This is a genomic window from Desulfobacterium sp. N47 (assembly GCF_051233685.1).
Lineage (GTDB): Bacteria > Desulfobacterota > Desulfobacteria > Desulfobacterales > RPRI01 > RPRI01.
The window spans coordinates 24,756-45,207 of record NZ_JBAMMY010000025.1; the positions used below are offsets into that span (position 1 = coordinate 24,756).

The 20,452-nt window shown below is 46.9% G+C and carries 18 protein-coding genes; 1 reads left to right on the plus strand and 17 read right to left on the minus strand.

Annotated elements, in window-relative coordinates; translation table 11 throughout:
- Window position 1: 1 nt before the first annotated feature.
- The 17 genes from VXK47_RS01030 to VXK47_RS01110 form a co-directional block, all read right to left on the minus strand.
- A complete protein-coding gene (locus VXK47_RS01030; protein WP_435546917.1) occupies window positions 2–1,513 on the minus strand; it encodes a 4Fe-4S dicluster domain-containing protein in 1,512 nt (503 codons plus the stop codon).
- Between the two features lie 14 nt (window positions 1,514–1,527).
- Entirely contained in the window at window positions 1,528–1,677 is a 150-nt protein-coding gene (gene hmcD / locus VXK47_RS01035; protein ID WP_435546918.1) for a sulfate respiration complex protein HmcD, read from the minus strand.
- A 16-nt stretch (window positions 1,678–1,693) separates the two neighbouring features.
- The gene (gene hmcC / locus VXK47_RS01040; protein WP_435546919.1) at window positions 1,694–2,863 is read right to left on the minus strand and encodes a sulfate respiration complex protein HmcC; all 1,170 of its coding nucleotides are present in this window, start codon (window positions 2,861–2,863) and stop codon (window positions 1,694–1,696) included.
- A complete protein-coding gene (hmcB, locus tag VXK47_RS01045) occupies window positions 2,863–3,798 on the minus strand; it encodes a 4Fe-4S dicluster domain-containing protein (RefSeq protein WP_435546920.1) in 936 nt (311 codons plus the stop codon). The genes hmcC and hmcB overlap by 1 nt, the downstream gene beginning before the upstream one ends.
- Before the next feature lie 195 nt (window positions 3,799–3,993).
- A complete protein-coding gene (gene hmcA / locus VXK47_RS01050; RefSeq protein ID WP_435546921.1) occupies window positions 3,994–5,583 on the minus strand; it encodes a cytochrome c3 family protein in 1,590 nt (529 codons plus the stop codon).
- A gap of 177 nt (window positions 5,584–5,760) precedes the next feature.
- Window positions 5,761–7,236 carry an ATP-binding response regulator gene (locus VXK47_RS01055; RefSeq protein ID WP_435546922.1) on the minus strand — a complete coding sequence of 492 codons (1,476 nt, stop codon included), beginning with the start codon at window positions 7,234–7,236 and terminating at the stop codon, window positions 5,761–5,763.
- Window positions 7,237–7,260: 24 nt separating this feature from the next.
- Complete coding sequence (locus VXK47_RS01060; RefSeq protein ID WP_435546923.1) at window positions 7,261–8,772, minus strand: PAS domain-containing sensor histidine kinase; 1,512 nt, start codon at window positions 8,770–8,772, stop codon at window positions 7,261–7,263.
- Entirely contained in the window at window positions 8,769–9,335 is a 567-nt protein-coding gene (locus VXK47_RS01065; protein ID WP_435546924.1) for a hypothetical protein, read from the minus strand. Before VXK47_RS01065 ends, VXK47_RS01060 begins: the two co-directional genes overlap by 4 nt.
- A complete protein-coding gene (locus VXK47_RS01070; RefSeq protein ID WP_435546925.1) occupies window positions 9,335–9,835 on the minus strand; it encodes a hypothetical protein in 501 nt (166 codons plus the stop codon). Before VXK47_RS01070 ends, VXK47_RS01065 begins: the two co-directional genes overlap by 1 nt.
- A 3-nt stretch (window positions 9,836–9,838) precedes the next feature.
- Window positions 9,839–10,225 (minus strand): response regulator transcription factor, encoded by a 387-nt coding sequence (locus VXK47_RS01075; protein ID WP_435546926.1) that lies wholly within the window; start codon window positions 10,223–10,225, stop codon window positions 9,839–9,841.
- 92 nt (window positions 10,226–10,317) lie between these two features.
- Complete coding sequence (locus tag VXK47_RS01080; protein WP_435546927.1) at window positions 10,318–11,247, minus strand: methylenetetrahydrofolate reductase; 930 nt, start codon at window positions 11,245–11,247, stop codon at window positions 10,318–10,320.
- On the minus strand, window positions 11,244–11,912 hold the full coding sequence (locus VXK47_RS01085) for a methylenetetrahydrofolate reductase C-terminal domain-containing protein (RefSeq protein ID WP_435546928.1): 669 nt from the start codon (window positions 11,910–11,912) through the stop codon (window positions 11,244–11,246). The genes VXK47_RS01080 and VXK47_RS01085 overlap by 4 nt, the downstream gene beginning before the upstream one ends.
- Entirely contained in the window at window positions 11,909–12,376 is a 468-nt protein-coding gene (locus VXK47_RS01090) for a hydrogenase iron-sulfur subunit (RefSeq protein WP_435546929.1), read from the minus strand. Before VXK47_RS01090 ends, VXK47_RS01085 begins: the two co-directional genes overlap by 4 nt.
- Complete coding sequence (locus VXK47_RS01095; protein WP_435546930.1) at window positions 12,376–15,417, minus strand: FAD-dependent oxidoreductase; 3,042 nt, start codon at window positions 15,415–15,417, stop codon at window positions 12,376–12,378. The genes VXK47_RS01090 and VXK47_RS01095 overlap by 1 nt, the downstream gene beginning before the upstream one ends.
- 31 nt (window positions 15,418–15,448) lie before the next feature.
- Window positions 15,449–16,366, minus strand: coding sequence for a methylenetetrahydrofolate reductase (locus VXK47_RS01100; RefSeq protein ID WP_435546931.1), 918 nt, complete (start codon window positions 16,364–16,366; stop codon window positions 15,449–15,451).
- On the minus strand, window positions 16,338–17,657 hold the full coding sequence (locus tag VXK47_RS01105) for a (Fe-S)-binding protein (protein WP_435546932.1): 1,320 nt from the start codon (window positions 17,655–17,657) through the stop codon (window positions 16,338–16,340). The genes VXK47_RS01100 and VXK47_RS01105 overlap by 29 nt, the downstream gene beginning before the upstream one ends.
- Complete coding sequence (locus tag VXK47_RS01110; protein ID WP_435546933.1) at window positions 17,657–17,935, minus strand: hypothetical protein; 279 nt, start codon at window positions 17,933–17,935, stop codon at window positions 17,657–17,659. The genes VXK47_RS01105 and VXK47_RS01110 overlap by 1 nt, the downstream gene beginning before the upstream one ends.
- A gap of 209 nt (window positions 17,936–18,144) precedes the next feature.
- On the opposite strand from VXK47_RS01110, the gene VXK47_RS01115 reads away from it, so the two are divergent.
- A complete protein-coding gene (locus VXK47_RS01115) occupies window positions 18,145–19,533 on the plus strand; it encodes a sigma-54 interaction domain-containing protein (protein WP_435546934.1) in 1,389 nt (462 codons plus the stop codon).
- Window positions 19,534–20,452: the final 919 nt, after the last annotated feature.

Here is a 20,452-nt window from a genome sequence, read left to right on the forward strand (position 1 = left end):
CTTATTTCACAGCACGTTTCTCAGAAACGGTTCCATCTGAAGAACGGTTTGCCTCTTTTACGGCAATGTTTTTAAGTTCATAAAATATATCCGTTACTTTTACACCCTGGGGGCAGTGTTCCTGACACTGATAGCAGGTCAAACAATACCACAGCATTCTTGAACCCAACGCCAGGTCTTTAATGCCAAAGACTAAGGAACGTATTATCTGATGGGGCAGCAGATCAAGGTGATTTTGCGGATTTTCGTAATTTTCGACCACAGGGCATACCGTCGAACAATTTTCACATGTAAAGCAATATGCATAGGTGCCGGCGCGTGCGGAAAGGTCTGCTGTTTTCCTGAACTCCTTATTTTCAGATGTCAATGAAACGACTTCTTCGGTTTTGTTCAGAAGCTCAAAATGATCTGTTAAGGCCTTTTGCGCTTTCTCCAACGGCATATCATACTGTGTTGGCTCCAGTTCCTTCCGCTTAAGTCCCCGGTAAAAAGAAAAGGGTGTCAGCATCAGAGGAGCGGAATGGCCGTGTTGAATCATTTCTTCTCTGACGTTATACCACAGATCCCTCAGATTTATGCCTGCGGGACAAACAACCGTACAGCGATCACAATTGGTGCAAAGATATATACCCTGCCGGATCGCTGCAAGACCCCGTTCGCCGGTATCCTTTCGGGTAATATAGTCCTTCAGAAATACCATTCTTTCCGAAGGCAGGATATTTTCATTGCCTATGCTGTCAAAAGCAACTGCAACTGAACACCGGTAACTGCATGTTCCGCAATGCGTGCAGGCATCCAGTTCCATTACCTGGCGGGTCATGATATTTGCCGGATCGGAATTATTATCCATGACGGCATTCGCCAGCAGGCTTAACGGCGTAGTAAATATATGGAACATCTTGCTAAACGGCAGATACGCAAGCCCAAAAAAACATGCAAGGATATGTACATACCAGATATTCTGATAGTAATTATACGATGTCAGTTTGGTGGATTCCATTGCAATGCCGGTAACTATAATGATCGCCAATATAATGATGATATAGTAATCCATGCCATTTGTTTTAAGGCGGGGCACTTTCAAAACAAAACGTCGGTATAAAGCAATTGCTACGCCTGAAATCACCATAAATCCGAAAAAAAGCAAATAGGGGTTGAGCGCCAGATAATACTTGTCAAAAAGCGAGGTTTTTATGATTCTATCAAGGGCATGTGTGAACAGCAGAAACATAAAACCGGTAAAAATAAGCATATGCATGACCCATCGGAGCTTGTCTTCTTTAAGTATCCGCATCTGAAAAAGCACATCTGTGACAAAAACCCTGATCAGTATTAAAATCTTTTGACTGAATATGACAGAAATCAGCCCTTTCAGAGCGGTCGTAAATCTTGCCGATGCCGTAATGGTTTGGCTATTGATGCCGATACTGTAACGAAACCATCCGCAAATTTTATAAATCAGACCGATTCCAAAGACTGCAAGAGAAATATACAGCGCAATATTGTAAAACATTTGTCAGATTCCCTTTATGGTTTCTTTTTTTTATTTTCGTCATCCCTTCCGGTCAGAAAATTCCAGAACAAAGCAATGCCAATCAGGGCAACAATCATCAGAAGATAGGCAACTCCTTTGGTATGCGTATAAAAATCCTGATAGGTATAAAATACAGTTTCCATAAAATACCAGCCTTTGTTAGTGCGTGTCCTTGTACTCCGGATGTTCATAAAAAACAGGCATCCTTGTCACGATAAATCTGAAAACAACAATGCCGACGGTTACTACAAAAACAGAAATGGCTATTTCCATCCAGTTCGGAAAATATCTCTGGCTGGAAGGAAGCTGCCAGTTAAATGCTATAAGACAAATATTAAGCCGGTTTATAACAATGCCAAGCACCGTCCACGCTGCAGTCCATTTAATAAGCGTTAAATCTTTATTGCGAACCCCAACTGCAAAGAAAAAAGACGGTAAAGCAACAAACCCGATTAATTCGACAAGAAACCAGAGTCCATATGAGGTTCCAAGCAGGTGCCAGTTGTTTCCTTCGGCTATCCCCATAACCTTTATCATAAAATAACCTGCAAGAACCAAAGACGCTGCTTTAGCAAAACCCAGCGTCACGCCTTCATTTTCACTAAGATGCACCTCATCCATTTTGTCCGCAAAATAATGATGGGAAAGAGTGCTTTCAAATATAACCATTGATAAACCAGCTATAATGCTTGATATGAAAAAAAAGGTCGGCAGATAGGGAGAATACCACAGAGGATGAAGCTTTGAAGGCGCAATAAGAAAAATTGCACCAAGAGACGACTGATGTAATGTTGATATTACAACACCTAGTACAGTCAGCACCAAAGTCAGCTTTACGGCAAGTTCTCTTGCTTTTTTTAAACCCAGCCATTCAAGCGGAGCAGGCAAAAACTCAAGAAACAAAACCGTCAGATAAAGAGCGACACATGCTGCAACTTCAAACAAAAAAGAAGTTGTTCCCTGGTAGATAAATGGATATGGAAGGCGCCATGGCCTGCCCACATCATAATTAAGAGCCACAACTACGAGCGCATAACCGAGAAATCCTGTCAGCACCGCCGGCCTTACCGCGGAATGGTATTTTTTCATTCCGAAAATGTACACGGCCGCCGATGTGACATATCCTCCTGCGGCAAGGGCAACACCTACAAGCAGATCAAAACCAATCCATATCCCCCATGGGTTATCATCGGAAAGATTGGTGACTGCTCCCAATCCGCGGGTAAACCTTAAGATTGTGATTACAAGGCCTATGATGATAATAGCGCCGGATACAACATTAAAAGGCGTAAACCATGTTTTGGCATTATTAGCAGCTTTGCCGGACATCAGATATCCTCCTTGGTGCGAGACCGGGCAGCTTCTTTGACGGATTCAATCTCCTGCCGGGAAATAGTCTCTTTGCGTTTTGTCATGGCATATATTCCCATCAAAAAAACAGGCCATAAGCCGGCAACGATAGGAACAACCGAAAGAGCTCCTGACGTCAACTCGGGAGCAGGCGTAACCCCGAGATCTTCACGCATTCCGACATCCGAAAAGGCAACGCCTGAAATATACATCCAGTTTGTACCGCCCATTTCAGTTTCGCCATATATATGATTAATGTATCTGTCCGGGTGATTACGGATACGCTCACGTGCTATCTTAAGCAAATCATCGCGTTTGCCAAAGGTCAGGGCTTCGACCGGACAGGCTTCGACACATCCGGGGAGTTGTCCATTGATTATTCTTGGGTAGCACATGGTGCATTTCATTACACATGGCTCAAGCGCTTTATTGTATTCATATGCCGGAATCTCAAAAGGGCAGGCTATCATGCAATAACGGCATCCCACGCATACATTGGGATCGTAGGTAACTGCACCCGTTTTCGTTTTTTTGAAAGCCCTTACAAAGCATGCGGATGCACAGGCAGGTTCAAGGCAATGATTACACTGGATCTTTCTGAATACAGGCTCTTTTTTACCCGGAACATCATACCTGTTTACAACTGTGTATGTCTTTGACGTTGTTCTCCTTTTTTCATCCAAAACGGCAAGATCAGTAAATGCTTTATCGGGAACGGGAAGCTCATTTACCGTATTGCAGGCCGCCTCGCAGCTCCGGCATCCGACACAGCGGGTAATGTCATGCAACACGCCGAAGCTTTCAGGATAGCCCTCAAAATGTTTATTGCCGGAAGCAAGAGCAGATTTGCCCACAGCAGACCCCATACCTGCTGCGCCGATCCAGCCCAGAAACTTCCTTCGTGATATTGACATATTAAACACCTCAACTTACGAGCCAGTTTCAAAACGCCCCATTTTGGCCGATCTCTGTGTTGGGCTCAAATTTCGCACTTTAGTGAAGCGTAAGCGCTATCCTCGAAATACTAAATGTATTCCTGTGGTTGAAATTATCGCCCGCCTTGAGCTTGACCAAACTGAAACGTTTTGAAAGTGGCTCTAACATTTTATTTATCTTTTTAACTTTAATCCAATTTTTTTATGGCAATCGGTACACCCGGCGGGTTTTTTAATACCCATCTCTTTATGGCATCCCAAACACTGCAAATGATATGCACCCTTTAATCCTGGTCTTAAAGGATTTTTTTGATCAAACACTTTGCCGTGACAATTTCCGCAGTTCGGGGGCTTCTTGGATATGGGGCTGTTATGATGGCAGCTCTGGCAAATTGTTCCATCCTTGCTGTGGAAATATTGGGCAAGCTTGTTATCTTTGATATTATTTACAAGGGCGTTGACAATCCTGCGATGCGGAAAGACGACTTCTTCATACTTGTCAGAAAGATTCTTTATAATAACTTTCTCAGGAACGTCATTTTCATTATAAGTAACGGTTGCGGTATTTCTTGATTTAAGCATTGCTGCTGCCAACAATTTCTCGTCATCCGGGCTTAATATTTTCTTCTTTCCGGCTACCGTCATCATATGGCACTTGAGGCATGAGCCGTTTTCTTTCTCACATGTTTTGCTTATTAAAGCATGGCAGCCCGAACAGTTTTTCTGTTTCAGCTTTCTGCCATGGCAACCTGTACAACTCTCGCCTGCATTAACCCGATGCATGGCGTCATAGAGATTAATTTCCTTCCCCTCCTTTTTCCCGGTAAGGCTGTGGCATTCATTGCACGGCTTGAGGGTGTCATGATGGCAGACCCGGCAGGTATCATTATAATTCTCGTGAGCCTTGTGATCGAAAGGAACGTAATTCATCTTTTTGTTTTCTGTTTCGGTTTCAAAACTTTTTTGAGAAGTTTTGATCAGAGTAATGTCAGGCTGTTTCATATCCATTCGGGGAACCGGAGATATTTTTTTAATTTTCTGTTGTGCCGCACGAGCATGGCACCCAAAACAGCCAACAGGACCGGTTGATATATTTTTGGAAATATTTTGAATATGGCAATTTATGCACGCGATATGTGAGGCCAGGCGCATTGGCATAATACTGCCTTTTGTTTCCGCCTTATGGCAATACCGGCAGGTTCCTTCTTTTCCCTTTGCATAAAAAAGCTTTTTTGACTTTTCGTCATATTCATGATGGCAAAGTTCACATTTTTTCTCTTCCGCTTTGGAATGACGGAAATGAAGGGATTTATCAAAGCCCATAGGCTGTGCAGAAGAAGAACATATAGCGTTTTCCCTGTGACAGCCATCGCATTCAACCGGCCCGGCTTTCTCCCCTGCCACTTTCATTTTTCCATGACAGGAAATGCATCCTTTATGATAAACATTCATCACTTCTACCCTGCCGGTCTCCTTGATTCGCATAAATTTTGGGAAAATCCGGCCATTTTCGGTCAAATGGCAGACTGTGCAATCTTTGTTTTTTTTGGCCAGTGCTTTGGTGTGAGCATCGTGGAGAAATTCAACTGTTGGCTTTTCAATATTGCCAAAAGCAGTAATTGTATTGATTTGAATCACGTCCGCTTTTGTACAGGACGAAGCCTTTGAAACCCGTCCCGACCCATAGATCCGGGTACTGTATATAAAAACAATGGAAACTGCCAAAATGCAGGTCAGACACAGCAGGTGTTTCCCATTATTCATATTCCGCTACTCCTTAAAAATATTTGTTTAAAATAAGCCGAACAATATGCAAGCTGACAACTGAAATATAAGCCATTATCAAAAAAACAATAAAAAGGGAAGTTTTGCCTTAAGCAAATGACACTGGGATTGTTATTATGAAAAACATACCTGATATCATTGACCATGCCAGAAAGATCAATCGGTCAGAATCGGCAGAAAAAAGGAAAATGTGCTTCCTTCTCCTTCCTGACTTTCGATTTTGATACGACCCTGGTGGGATTCCAAAATACTTTTGACGATTACCAGGCCCAGACCTGTGCCGTTAATATACCTGGTTTTTTTATCTTTTACCCTGTAAAACCGTTCAAAAATCCGGTGTTGATCTTCGGCGCTGATACCCATGCCTGTATCCTTTACCCGAATATGCAGATAGTCGTTGGCAATAGATGCTGAAACCGTGATCCGGCCGCCGCCGGGGCTGTACTTAATCGCATTTGTGATAAGGTTGGACAGAACTTCTTCCATGTTTCTGCGGTTCGCCAGTACGGGAGGCAGCTCTTGGGAAATATCGATATCCATCCCGATGGATGCGGATGCAGCCAGGGGAAGGTAAAAAGCAACCTGATCCCGGATAACATCGGCCATAGCAACAGGCTCCCGCTCCAGGGTGATCAGGCCGGACTCGATCCGAGCCAGATCAAGCAGCTCAGTTGTCATTTGTGCAAGATTTTCAACTTTCCGGTAAGCCCGCGTCAGAATGTCCCGCTGCTTTTCGGTCAGTTCCCCTGCCAGCCCGTCTAAAATGACCTGAATCTGCATCAGCACCGAGTTCATCGGGCTACGAATCTCATGGCTCACCGTGGACACGAATTCCGATTTCATCCGGTCCATTTTTTTGAGAGCGGTGATGTCGTGCAGCACTGTAATGACGCCTATATTTCTGCCGGTGCGATCCCGGAATGGGGTGCAACGGACATTCAGGATTATTTCTTCGGACCGGCTATGCCTGTTGACCGGGATTTCTTCGGTCAATTCCAATGCTCTGGAATCGTTCACATTAAGCGTTTCTTTGATTATCTCACGAATCCTTGCAATATTTATAAATTCGTCCGTACTGCTCCCTATCACCGATTCGGCAGAGCATCCGATCATACGTAAAAATGCCGGATTGGCCAACACAACCCGATTCTCGTGATTGGTGCACATAACGCCATCCGAAATCCGGTTTACCAATGTCCGAAGCCTTGAGCGGGTGTCAGCGATATCCCTAAGGGTTTGGGTATAATAGATGGCTTTGGCAATGGTGGCGCGAAGATGTTCCGGAGTAAAAGGTTTGGGTATAAAATCAAACGCCCCCTTTTTCATGGCATCAAGCGAGTGTTCCAGCGTTGCATATCCGGTAATTACAATTATCACGGTGTCGGGATGTAAAGCCTTAACCTTGGCCAATACATCAAAGCCGGACATCTCCGGCATCATCAGATCCAGAAGAATTATATCGAAATGCCGGTCCCGAATCAATTCAAGACCTTCTGCACCGGTAGCAGCCACACATACTCCGTACCCGCAATCTTCCAGAACCAGCCTGCATGCATCCCGGATTCTGACCTCATCATCCACAACCAGGATTCCGGGTGTATAATTTGTTTGAACTACAGCTTCAGTTATCATTCCAATCCTTATGTTTTATACTTTTTATCCAATCGACATTAACTCTATCGAATCCGTGTCCAGCGGCAACTCCACCAGAAAGGTGGTTCCTTCAGGACCGGTTTCCTTGATGATGATATCACCTTTGTTGTCTTTAATAATGCCATACGCAGTGCTCAGTCCCAAACCGGTTCCCTTACCGGGGTCTTTGGTCGTAAAAAACGGATCAAATATCCGTAAACGATCTTCATCCGGAATGCCGAACCCGGTATCCGTTATCTCCAGGCATGCTCTTTTCTGATCGTTACTTCGGTATGTTTTCAGCGTCAGAGTTCCGTTTGGGTCCATGGCATCAATAGCATTCATTACAAGATTTATTACAACCTGGCACATTTTGTTCCGGTCTGCCTTAACCATCATACACTCATCGGAAAGCTCTTTTTTTGTAGTGAGATTCATAAACAGGCTTTGATCCCGAATCAGGCGAAGGCTTTCTTCTACCATGACATTCATTGAAAAACGTTCCTGCGATGTACCGGATTGACGGCTGTAGGCCAAAAGATTCTTCACGATCTCCCGGCATCGTTCCGCGTCCTCCAGAATATAGGTAATGTTGGTCTGTAACGGGTGATCCGGTTCCATTTTTTCCTTCATCAGGTTGCCGTACATCAGAATGCCGGTCAAAGGGTTGTTGATTTCATGCGCAACCCCGGCGGCCAGCCTGCCCAGAGACGCCATTTTTTCGGATTGATCCAACTGGGACTGGGCGTCCTGCAGGGCCAGTCGTTCCCGGATATCATTGTAAATCCCCATGGTTGCTGTTTCAGTATTATCTCCTTCATAAATAATTGCCCCGGTCATTTCCACAGGAACAGTTTCTCCCCTGGCTGTCAGGATGTTGACATGGGTTGCCGGAAGTTTTCCACGTCCCCCGTAATCATCATCCCGTAGTTTCTTCATAATTTCCCGGGCTACTCCCTGAGGGTACAAATCGACGACGCTGATATTTGCGGTATGATCGAAGTTATAGCCGAACAGTTCCTCAGCAGCTTCATTCATCAGCAGAATACGTCCGGACCGGTCCGCAGACAATATCGCACTGGCGGAGCTTTGAACGAGCCGGTTCATGAATACCCGAATGTCGTGCAGAATATTTTCCAGCGCCTTGGTCCGGGTTACATCCCGAATCGACTCTATCACATATATAACATTTCCGTCATCGTCCAGAATGGGAGAAAAGACCCGGTCCTCCCAATACTTGCTACCATTTTGCCTCTCAATCTGTCTCAAAACGGAGTGGCCCACACCTTCGGCAATGGTTTTATTCAGGGGGCACGTTTCCTGGTGGCAAGGAAGATCAGGATCATCAAATAAATTGCGAAAAATTTCCCGGCAGGATTTTCCAATGACCCGGGATTTTAAAATATGATATTTTTCAAGCAGTTTCTGATTGACGGATACAACAGTGCCGTTACAGTCCATAATCAGGGTAGGGAAAGACAGTGAGTCAAAGACCCGTGGTCTCCAGTCAAGTTCCTGTGGCAGTTTTAAATTCATTTTTTGCGTTCACTTTTGCCGGTTTCGGGTGTGCTGAACGCTTGTCCGAGGGTGTTTTTGGCTTCGTGTGCCTTTCCTGCGGGGGTGATAAGATATACCGATGCCCCGGTGCAGACAGCGGCTATAAGCGGCACTTTGCGTTCAGCCAGAGCTGTCATTGCCGCATTCACAATGCCGTAGCGGTCACCGTAATGCGGGCCTTGAAAGTAAACCAGTTCCACCTGCTTGTCAACTCTCAGATCCGAACAGACATCTTCGAAAGCAGCAGGATTGAAATCCATGGATTGAACAAACTGTGTTTTATTTTCAACAGAATCAACCCTCTCAACCTTTTCCGGGGATCTATCAAAAAGCAGATGAAGACGAAGACCTGACGGCAATGCCGGCCTTGAAAAAATCAATATCAGTGAACCGTCGAACCGGGATGTTATTCCGGTCAGCCAGTGACCCCCGCCACAGATCCGGCTGAACTGCAAATCCAAAGAGATTAAACTCAGCCCGGTGCGTTCGGTGATGTCGTAAGTCTTTATAATGGGTTCCCAATAAACGGCAAATGTTTCCATCAGAACTGTTTTATCCTGAATTCAGGCCGAAACGGCGCATGGTTTTCCGGAAGCGATACTATGCGGCAAACTGCAGAAACGGCATCGTCAAGCCGGTGATAATCGGTGGTGATGGTCAAGGCCGAATTGGAGGATGCAATACCGTAAACAGGCAAGCCATCTTTGCCCATGGCGGATAAGATGTTTTCGATGAGAAAAAGCCTGAACCGGTGCGGGAAAATTGTTATCGCACCAACCGGCGAGAGTAACTCGATGGCGGCTGCAAGCGGCAAAAGTGCCCGTTCGGCCGTAGTACGGTCTTCTTCAAAGATATAGCATATGCCTGTCATTTCGTTGTCTGTGGCATCTATGGACACCATAGTCATATTGATTCGCCGGTCCGCCAGAAGGCTGAACATTTCATTGGCGGAAAAACCCGAGTTCGGAAGCAGTCGGATCTGAACCAGCTCCGAACTCAGTTTAAGGCCGCCAATGGGCAATTTCGATAGAGTCGGATTCATTGCTTAAGAGAGGTAATCCCTGACAATTTCCATCAGCTTTTCCATATCGACCGGTTTTGGGATATAGTCATCAGCCAGTGTGCTTTTACCTTCCCAGTGGGTATAGCTGGTGGAAGTCACAGCCTCGGCAACTGCGGTAAGCAGAAGGATGACAATGCCTTTGGTTTCTTCGGATTTCTTCAGCTCATCGCAAAGCTGATAACCGGTTTTTCTCGGCATCATGACATCGAGAATGATTAAAGCCGGCCGTTCTTTTTTTATCTGATCCATTGCTTCCACACCGTCATAGGCTTTCGCCACCCTGAAATTTTCACTTTCCAGCTTCATAGCCACGGATTCAACCAGATCCGGATCATCGTCCACTACAAGAATAAGTTTTTTGTCACTCATGTTTTTATCTCCGTTTTATAATCTGACATTAAACAGTATTTAAAAGATATGTTTTCCAATTATCCATAACTCTGTTTCAGTTCATATATTTTTTAAATCCCAATATCCGGGCGGGGATAAAGCCCGGCCCGTTCAACGATTTCAGCCACTTTATGTTCCCATTCGATGGCCATGATATGAAATCCGGCAACGCCCTTAACCTGTTTGAGTCGTTCGATAGTCTCCACACAGATTTTAATGCCTTCTTCAGCCTGCTTTTCCTTGGGAACACCGGCCATGCGGTCCACCACTTCCTGTGGAACATCCATGCCGGGCACCTTATTTTTCATATACCGGGCCATACCCACAGTTTTGATAGGCGTAACACCGGCTAAAATATAAGTTTTTTCGTGTAGGCCCCGGTTTCTGACCCCTTCCATCCATTTTTCAAACTTGTCCAGATTATAGATACACTGGGTTTGAATAAAATCTGCACCGGCAGCCACTTTTTTGGCCAGACGGGCAACCCGGAGTTCAAAGGGGTCTGCAAAAGGGTTAGCAGCAGCGCCAATGAACATTTTGGGCGTATTTTCAATATCCGCCCCGCCCTGGAATTTTCCTTCATCCCGCATTTTTTTCACCATCTGGACAAACTGGATGGAATCAATGTCATGAACGCTGGCGGCCATGGGATGATCGCCAAATTTCGGATGATCGCCGGAAAGGCAGATCATTGTATTAATGTCATGGGAATAAGCTCCGATGATATCGGACTGCATGGCCAGCCGGTTTCGATCCCGGGTAACCATCTGAAGAATCGGGTGAAGGCCCATCTGCCGCAAAATAACACCGGCAGCAAAGCTGGACATGCGAACCATGGCGGTCTGATTATCTGTGACATTGACCGCATCGACATATCCCCTCAATAGTTCGGCTTTCTGGCGGACCTTTTCCGGCACGGCGCCACGCGGCGGACCGCATTCTGATGTTACAGCAAGATTGCCGGATTTTAACACTTTTTCGAGTACGCTTTCGGTTTTCATTCTGCCAAATCCTCTCTGATAATTTTGCGGGGGCCGGCGCCCCGTCCAGGTCTCCAATCCTTGGCCGGGATGATCCGTTCATACCGGTCTTCCAATCCCAGCGCCTTAAGCCGATCCCAGATCAACTGCCAGGCACAGTCAACGTCCGGGCTGATTTCACATTTCCCGGCCGTGGAACCGCCGCAGGGACCGTTCATCAACTGTTTGGAACACCGGCTGATCGGACAGATGCCTCCGGTAATGCCAAGCAGACAGTCACCACATCCCTGACATCGCTCGGCCCACACGCCCTGCCGTTCCGATGCGCCCATAAATTTTGTGTTGATTGCGGGAAAAACCGGTTTATCCTTAAACCTGCGGCTTATCTCTTGCACCCCGCATCCACAGGCCATGGACAGAACGGCATCCACACCGTCTATCATGGATGTCAGCTCTTCAATGTATTCCGGATCGCACTGACGTTCCAGGGTGTGCTCCCGAATCTGTATGTTTTTCCCCTGCTTAAGAAATGACATCTGCAACAATGAGGACAGTATGCCGACTTCCTTGCGGCCGCCGGCAGAGCAGACCGTCACGCACTCGTTGCACCCGACCAGCAGAATTTTCTGAAATGGCCGGATATATTCAATGATTTCCTCCAGGGGTTTACGTTCCGCTGTAATCATTGTAATTGTAACTCCTTTGATATCTGGACCGCGGCTTCGGACAACGGCCCGGTCAAATTTCGGATTGGGTTGGGTCCCAACTTCCGGATTTTTTCAGTGATTTGCCGGGCAATTTCGGCAAAACGCTCCCCCATACCGGCGGACAAATTGACCATTTCCAGCCTTTGGCCGCCGATACCGATATCGTCCAGCAATTTTTGGATATATCTCACCCGTTTGGCTGCCCGTACATTACCGTTTTTAAAATGGCAGTCTCCTTCCATGCATCCTGCCACATAGACACCATCAGCGCCGCCTTCAAATGCTTTCAAAATATGGATCGTATCTACTTTTCCGGAGCAGGGAACGCGGACGATTTTAACATTGGCCGGATAACATAGCCGCAGGCTTCCGGCCATGTCCGCGGCAGTATAGGCGCAATAATGACAGCAAAATGCGACAACGACCGGTTCAAATTTTTCCATTACGCCACCATCCTTTCCAGTAATCCGCTTAACTTCGCCAAAATCTGGTCATCTTCAAACTGCATCAACTGAATGGCCTTAGCCGGACATTCTGAGGCGCACACGCCGCAGCCGTGACATTTGGACGGGTCGATTTCCGAATAGCCGTCCGCATTGATAAACGGAACCCCGAAGGGACAGACCCGGACACAAATCAGACAAGCCGCGCATTTTTTTGAATCGACCCGGGCAATCGCTGCTCCAAGGTTTATACTGTCACGGCTGAGAAGTGTCCGGGCTCTGGCAGCCGAAGCCTCAGCCTGGGCAATACTTTCCCTGATAGATCGTGGAGAATGCGCAGTTCCGGCCATGAAAAATCCGGGCTTGGAAAAATCAACGGGCCGCAGCTTGATATGATCTTCCAGAAAATACCCATCCGGAGTTCGGGGGATTTTAAAAATGGCCGCCAGATCTTCGCCGGATTCATCATCACTGATAAAACCGGTGCTCAGCAGCAATACGTCAGCAGTCACCTCAATACGGCGCCCCAAAATCGGGTCGGTAAAGGCGACTTCCACAAGTTTTTCCGCTTCTCTGACTTCGGGAGGTTGGGCTGCTTCATACCGGACAAAGATAACGCCACGCTCCCTGGCGGTCTGATAATAGTCTTCCTGAAATCCATATGTCCGTATATCCCGGTACAGGATAAAAATACGTGCTTCGGGATTGATATCCAGAATCCTGAGAGCATTTTTGATAGCCGTCTGGCAGCAGATCCTGGAGCAGTTGGGGTTATCCGGCTGTCGTGAGCCCACGCACTGAATCATAACCACATTGTTCCAGTTGGACACCTTGGCAGGTATGTCCTCCAGCAGCGCATCAGCATCCAGCTGGGTCATTACTGCCGCATGCCGGCCGAGCAAATATCCTTCAGGACGGTTGGGCAGCGCACCTGTTGCCAGAATCGTTATGCCATGGCTGATCTGCCGGTAAAACATCCGTGCTCCGACCTGCATTCCGGTTTTAAACATACCCGGCATGCCGCTGTGATCAACGATAAAGGCATTAAGTATCACCTGAATATTGGGATGGGACAAGGTTTTTTGAATCAGATCATGAACAAATAGCTGAACATCTTTGCCGTCCAGGGTTTTTCGTACAAGATTGGCTACGCCTCCAAGCATGGAATGCCGCTCCGCCAGAAAAACCTTAAATCCTTGATCGGCCAATCTCAACGATGCGCTCATGCCCGCCACTCCTCCGCCCACGACCAGAATATCCCTGTTGATTGGCAAGCGGTTATCCGCAAGGGCCCTGGCTTTTTTCACCGACTGAACCGATGCCCATATCAACTGCCTGGCCTTGGCGGTGGCTTCTTTTGGCTTATCCTTATGAACCCATGTATCCTGATCCCGAAGGTTGGTGATTTCCAGCAGGTATTTATTCAGCCCGCTGCGCCGAAGCAAATCCTGAAACCGCGTTTCGTGCGTTCGGGGCGAACATCCGCCGATTACCACCCGATTGAGTTTGTATCTGACAATCGCCTCCTCGATATGCTTCATGGATTCACGGCTGCAACCGTGTCCCACACCCTCTGCAATGGCAACTCCCGGAAGCTTTGCGGCAAATGCCCCCAGTTCGGAAACATCGATCACGCCGCCGATATTTTCTCCGCAGTCGCAGATAAACACTCCTACCCGGGGATCTTCTTCGGTTACGTCTCTTTCGGAAATAAATTCGTTGTCGCCCCCGGAGATCGCCGCTGCTGCCGGAACATGAGTTGCGGCCATGCAGGCTGCGGCGCTGGCCTGAATCATGGTTTCAGGAATATCCTTGGGACCTTCAAACATGCCACAGACATAAACGCCGCTTCGGGATGTGACGACCGGATCGAAACCGCCGGTTTGCGCAAATCCGTGTGCATTCAGCTCGATTCCAAGGCAAGTGGCAGTCTGGCGGAGGTCATCTGTTATCCGGAAGCCGGTAGACAGAACCACCATATCAAACAACTCTTCCTTCAGTGTGCTGGAATCCTCAGTCGCAAAGGTGATACTGAGCTGATCCTGTCCGGTTTTTCGGAATACGCTGTGCGGACGGCTTCGGACAAACCGCACACCGGACGTGTTACGGCTGCGGTCATAATAGCGTTCATAGTCCTTGCCGAAAGTTCGGATGTCCATATAAAATATCGCAGTATCAATACTGTCCTCAAAGCGCTCTTTGGTCACCATGGCTTCTTTGAGTGCAAACATGCAGCAAACTCCTGAGCAATAGGACACGGCGCCTTTTTGAAGCCCGCGGGATCCCACACACTGAATCCAGGCGATTTTAGCAGGAATCCGGCCGTCGGAAGGACAGAGCAGTTTGCCCTGGGTAGGCCCGGAAGCCGACAGAATGCGTTCGTATTCCAGGCTTGTCACTACATCGGGATCATGGCCATAACTGAAACTGTCTATTCCGGACGGATCAAATATTTCTGCGCCCTGCGCAAGCACTACTGACGCCACCCGGAGCCTGACTTCACGTTCCGGATCATCAGCAAGAATGGCGCCTGCCGGACAGCATGCAATAAGTGCCTGAGGATTGGAACAACGGCTCATGTTAATAGAAAATGCCTGGGGAGTGGCCTGGGGATAGCGCATACAGGTTGGCGCCCGATGATCAAGGCCCGGATTGAAATCCACACATTCCGGAAACTGCTTGCGGCACTGCCCGCAGGCTGTGCATCTATCCATGTCGATATGACGGGGAGATGTTACCAGTGTCGCGGTAAAATTTCCGGGCTCACCGTCCAGGCTTACGATTTTTGTCAGGGTCATCAATTGAATATACTGGTTTCGACTGCTCTCCGACAGAGTCGGAGAGAGGGTGCAAAGGTCGCAGTTATTGGTCGGAAAAGTCCGGTCCAGAAGCGTCATCAGTCCTCCGATAGCATTTGCCTTATCGATCAGAACTACATTTTTCCGGGCTTCAGCCAGATCCAGCGCAGTGCGAATGCCCCCGACCCCGCCGCCGATTACCAGAACCCTGTCAATACTTTGAATTGGGTCTGTTTTTTTCATATTTCTCTTTTTCTTTTTTGAGGGTTGCATGTCAAATACCTGCCGCATCCAGAATGGCTGACAGGCGGTGTTCCCATCCCATGGCCTGAATAAGAATGCCCTGCGCCATTTTGCGTAGCTGGGCAATGGTTTCTCCGGCGATTTTGACGCCTTCCATTTCACGGTCCGGCGATTTTCGAATGCGTCGGATGATCTCTTCGGAAATATGCGCACCAGGTTCATTAGTTGCGATATACCTGGCAACCGCCACCGATTTGATCAAAAAGACCGTGGGAATCACCGGTACACCCAGATATGAGGCTTTCTGCATGAATTTCTGAAACTGATTTATGTCAAACACCGGCGGTGTTATGATAAATTCCGCGCCTGCGGCAATTTTATCCTTTGCCATATTCAGTTCGCTGATCATTGAGGCTTCATCCGAAAATGGTGCGAGCCGGCAGCCAGCATAAAATTCGGGCTGTCCGTCCAGATCAAAACCTGCCAGGTCTTTTCCGGCCTGAAGGGACCGAATGGCGGCGAGCAAACCCAGCTCATCAAGATCGTCAACCGGAATCGCCGTCCGATGGTCGCTATTAGCCATGTCATCTCCCTGGACCACGATGAGATTCCGGATACCAAGAATATGGGCGGCCAGCAAATCGCCCTGAAGTGCCATCCGGTTTCGGTCCCGTCCATAGATATGTATGATTGCCTCTATTCCCTGCTGCTGAATCAGAACAGCGCCGGCAAGTGCGCTCATTCGCATCACGCCGTTGTCCATGTCAGGGATAACAATGCTGTCAATACGCCCCTTAATGCGCTTGGCGTCAGTAATAAACCGCGAAATGTCAACGCCTTTCGGTGTGTTCATTTCCGCCAGAACGACGAATTCTCCATTTTTTAATCGTTTTTGAATACTCATGTTTTCCCCTTTCTTGTTATTCGGCCGTCTCCGGATGGAATACATTCACTTCTTTAAGATCATCTCCCAGGTATTCCCGTTCGTTTGGTCCGAGTATCCCCAGAGAAAGGCAGATGATGGTCCAGAGGTGGACGACCGGATAGTGTCCGCCATAATGTTCGCTCAATTCGTGAATCTGGGCATGGCAGTTGTGACACCCGGCAATACAGTAATCCGCGCCTGTTGCTTTAATCTGCTGATCTTTCAATTTTCCATACTCCAGACGTTGTTCCTTAAATCCGGACTGCAGAAATCCGCCGCCGCCGCCACAGCAGTAGTTATTGGATCTGTTGGGCTGCATATCGATAAAATTTTCCTCTCCGACAATGGACTTGACTACAAACCTCAGATCCTCAGCTATGGGATCGCCATAACTCTTTCGAACAATCTGACAGGGATCCTGGACCGTAAATTTTATTTTCAGATCTTTGTTCCAGTCGGAATTGACCTTCAGCTTCCCCTCACGAATCCATTTGGCATAATATTCATAAATGTTCTTTACTTCAAAATTGTGCTCAAGGTTGAATTTTTTCAGTCCGGCCCGGACTGAGAATGTAACATGCCCTCACTCCGTATTGAGAAATGTTTTACACCCCAGTTTATTGGCCTGATTCACCGTGGTTCGAGTAACTTTTTCCCATGAATCATTGTCAGCCAGAAACATGCAGTAATTTTCTCCGGCCCAGCCATGACTGCCATAGGTCCAATCCGCCCCGGCCAGGTGCAGTATTTTCCACAGCGGGACCAATTCATTAGGCTCCGTCACCGGCTCCCTGGAATTCTGGTTCAAAAAGAATTCGGCGACTTCTTTATCTATCGGTGCTTCCATATCGGCAAATTCAGGCTGAGTTTCCCTGAATTCCTCCAGTACATCCTGCACTACGAAGATAAAATCGTCAGGTGATGTTCCCATTGCGCTGCCACTCTCGTTTCGAAGCGCCATGTCACATGATCCCAAAATGCCTTTAGGTCGCTGATCCCTGGGCCTTAAGCCGCGGGCATTGTATATGAGTTGCGGAATATCTATCTTCATCGGGCAGACATAGATACACCGCTGGCACATCGTACACATCCAGGGCCAATCGGATTTTGCTATTTCCTCATCCAAACCGAACGCTGCCATGCGCAGGAATTTTCTGGGATCCATCCCATCAAGTCCTGTTGCCGGACAACCGGATGAACAGGCCCCGCAAGTTAAGCATAAATTCAGATTACCGCCTTCCGGCAGCAGTTCTTCGACCAGGTCTAAAAACCGGCTTTTCTTCCCGCTTGTAATTCGTATTGATTCTATCGCCATTACAATTTCCTTTTCAACGACTTGACATCTGTCGGATTTCTTTTTTCCAAACGTACTTTCATGTTTTCCATGTCTGTTGTTTGATGTTCCCTGCAAATAACTTCGTAGGATGCATCAGGCAATATTCGAAGCAGGTCCCGCTGCATGTCCGGATCACATCCGGTGATTTCCATGATCTGGCAGGGTTTCATCTGCTGATATACCAAAGACACCTTCAATAAAGAGAATGGGGAGATAATTCCTCGAACATCCAGCATGTAGTCGACTTGTCCCTTCACTCTGAAGTTCCTCCTATTTTACAGCGATTAGAGCAAGATTCGGACCATTCCAAAAAACTTTTTAGCTATTATCTGTTTTTGCTTGATATCATTAGGTTATCTGAATTATTACCAAGGTGAATCATATAAACTGCTTGATCTGAAATTGTTAAACTGATAAAAAATTTATCCTTTACATGTGTTAAACCTTTACAGGATGTTTTACAGTTATGTCTGAACAGGAATTGGACCGGTATTGGAAAACGGTGGTGAACACCATTCAAGATGGTATTATGATCGTCAGCACCCGCGGTGCCGTTGTATCTGTAAACCGTGCCTTCGAAAAAATGACAGGCTACAATCAGGATGAGCTGCTTGGCAGGGAGTGCGGCATTTTGGAATGCAACGGATGCAAGGGGCAAAATTATTCTGCGGACGAACCATGGTGTGATTTATTTCGTTTTGGAGAGCTGAACACGCGTAAATGCACCATCCGCGCCAGAGACGGACGGATTATTCATGTGGTGCAGAATGCATCGCTTTTGAAAGACAGCTCCGGAAGCGTGATCGGAGCTGTGGGCACACTCACAGATATTTCCGATTTAATTGAAAAAGATATCCAGATTGAGGCATTCCGCCAGGAATTACGATCCCGGGATGGATTTCACGGCATTATCGGAGTCAGTCCGGCTATGCGCCAGTTATTTGATATGATCGAAAACGCGGCGTTCTCGGATGCGCCGGTTATTGTTTACGGAGAAAGCGGTGTCGGGAAAGAGCTGGTAGCACAGGCCATCCATGAAATCGGAGAGCGCCGCAATGGCCCGTTTGTCAAGGTCAACTGTGCCAGCCTGACAGATTCCCTTCTGGAAAGTGAACTGTTCGGGCATGTTCGAGGCGCTTATACGGGGGCAATCCGGGATCGTGTCGGCCGGTTTGAAACCGCATCCGGAGGGGATATTTTTCTGGATGAGATCGGAGATCTGCCGTTGATAACCCAGATCAAACTGCTGCGCGTGCTGGAGGAGAAAAGCGTTGAACGGGTGGGTACTAACGTCCCGATTCCCGTAGATGTACGAATCATTTCAGCGACCAACTGGGATTTGCCAAAGCTGGTGGAACTGGGCAAATTCCGAAAGGATTTCTTTTTTCGCATTAATGTAATTCCGATTCATCTGCCTCCCTTACGCGATCGTATGGAAGACATTCCCCTTCTGGCTGAAACATTTTTTCAGAAAATCCGGTTGAAAAGCGACAAGAATATCAAAGGAATCAGCAAACAGGCAATGGATGCCCTGATGTACTATGACTGGCCGGGCAATGTCCGGGAGCTGAAAAGTGCATTTGAATACGCTTTTGTGGCCTGCCACGACGAGCTGATTCTACCAGGCCATCTGCCACCGGCCATTTATCGGGAAAAGGGACCTGACAGACCCGAACCCAGACGGACCTCTTTCAACATGCGGGAAATTGAAAAGCAGGAACTTATTGAAGCACTTAAAAAAACCGGCAGCAACCAATCCAAAGCCGCAGACCTGCTGGGGGTTTCCCGGGTCACCATCTATAACCGGATGAAGCGATATGGCATCAACGCCACCAGACATGTTGAAACCTCCTGATACGGTTTTAATCAAGTTCGATAACTTCCATAATCGTTTCCAATCTTTTAGTCTCTTCTTACACAAAAGGGCGGATTTCATGCTTTCATGAAGTTATATCCGGATCAATTATATCGTTTATTATTTTGCTGTTGTATGCTATTGATTATTAAGTATTGCATACAAAAAGAGTTGGTGACCTATTATAATTATAAGCGGACTTGCAGGTTGCCACCTTTCAATAAAAAATGCCGCCGCCTGTCTTCCCAAGCCTTTTGATCCGGATAAGTTACTTGGAATACTCAAAAGAACAATCGGATAAAACGATAAAAGGATGTAATATGCCAATACGCTTGGGATAAAGGAAGGCTCGATTGGCTTGAATTTTGTGATTTAGCTACCATTAGCGCAGGTAAAATTCCTGCTGATATTATTTCTGACAAGAAATTGCTTGCATCTGTCCCGGTGTTTTTCAGATCTATAAGAAAAGATGGCATTGAGAAGGAAAAAATTCAGAAACTTCTGGAAACTATAAAAGCGGGATTGAGATGACCTTCAAGTCGCCGTATCTGACTTATAGAGATACCACTAAATATGCAGAAGATTTTTTGGCAAAGCATCATCCGCATTAGAGTTGCCGATACCAATTGAGGGGATAATAGAGTTTCTTAATTCTTTTGCATCCGGATGAAGACGTTTACAAGCAGAAGAACCGAATTGAATTTTAAAACATCATTAACTCATATGGTGGTGAGCCAGATATTTATATCAATTATTTTTATCCTAAATCTATCTTGATACAGCGGTGGCCCGGAAAAACTGCACAGTTGCTTAAGTGGTAAAGCTGCTCTAAATTGACTTACAATTACAGAAAGGAGCAGCAGGTAAATGAAGACATTAAGAAGAAATCATGGAGCAGCATTTAAGGCAAAAGTAGCTA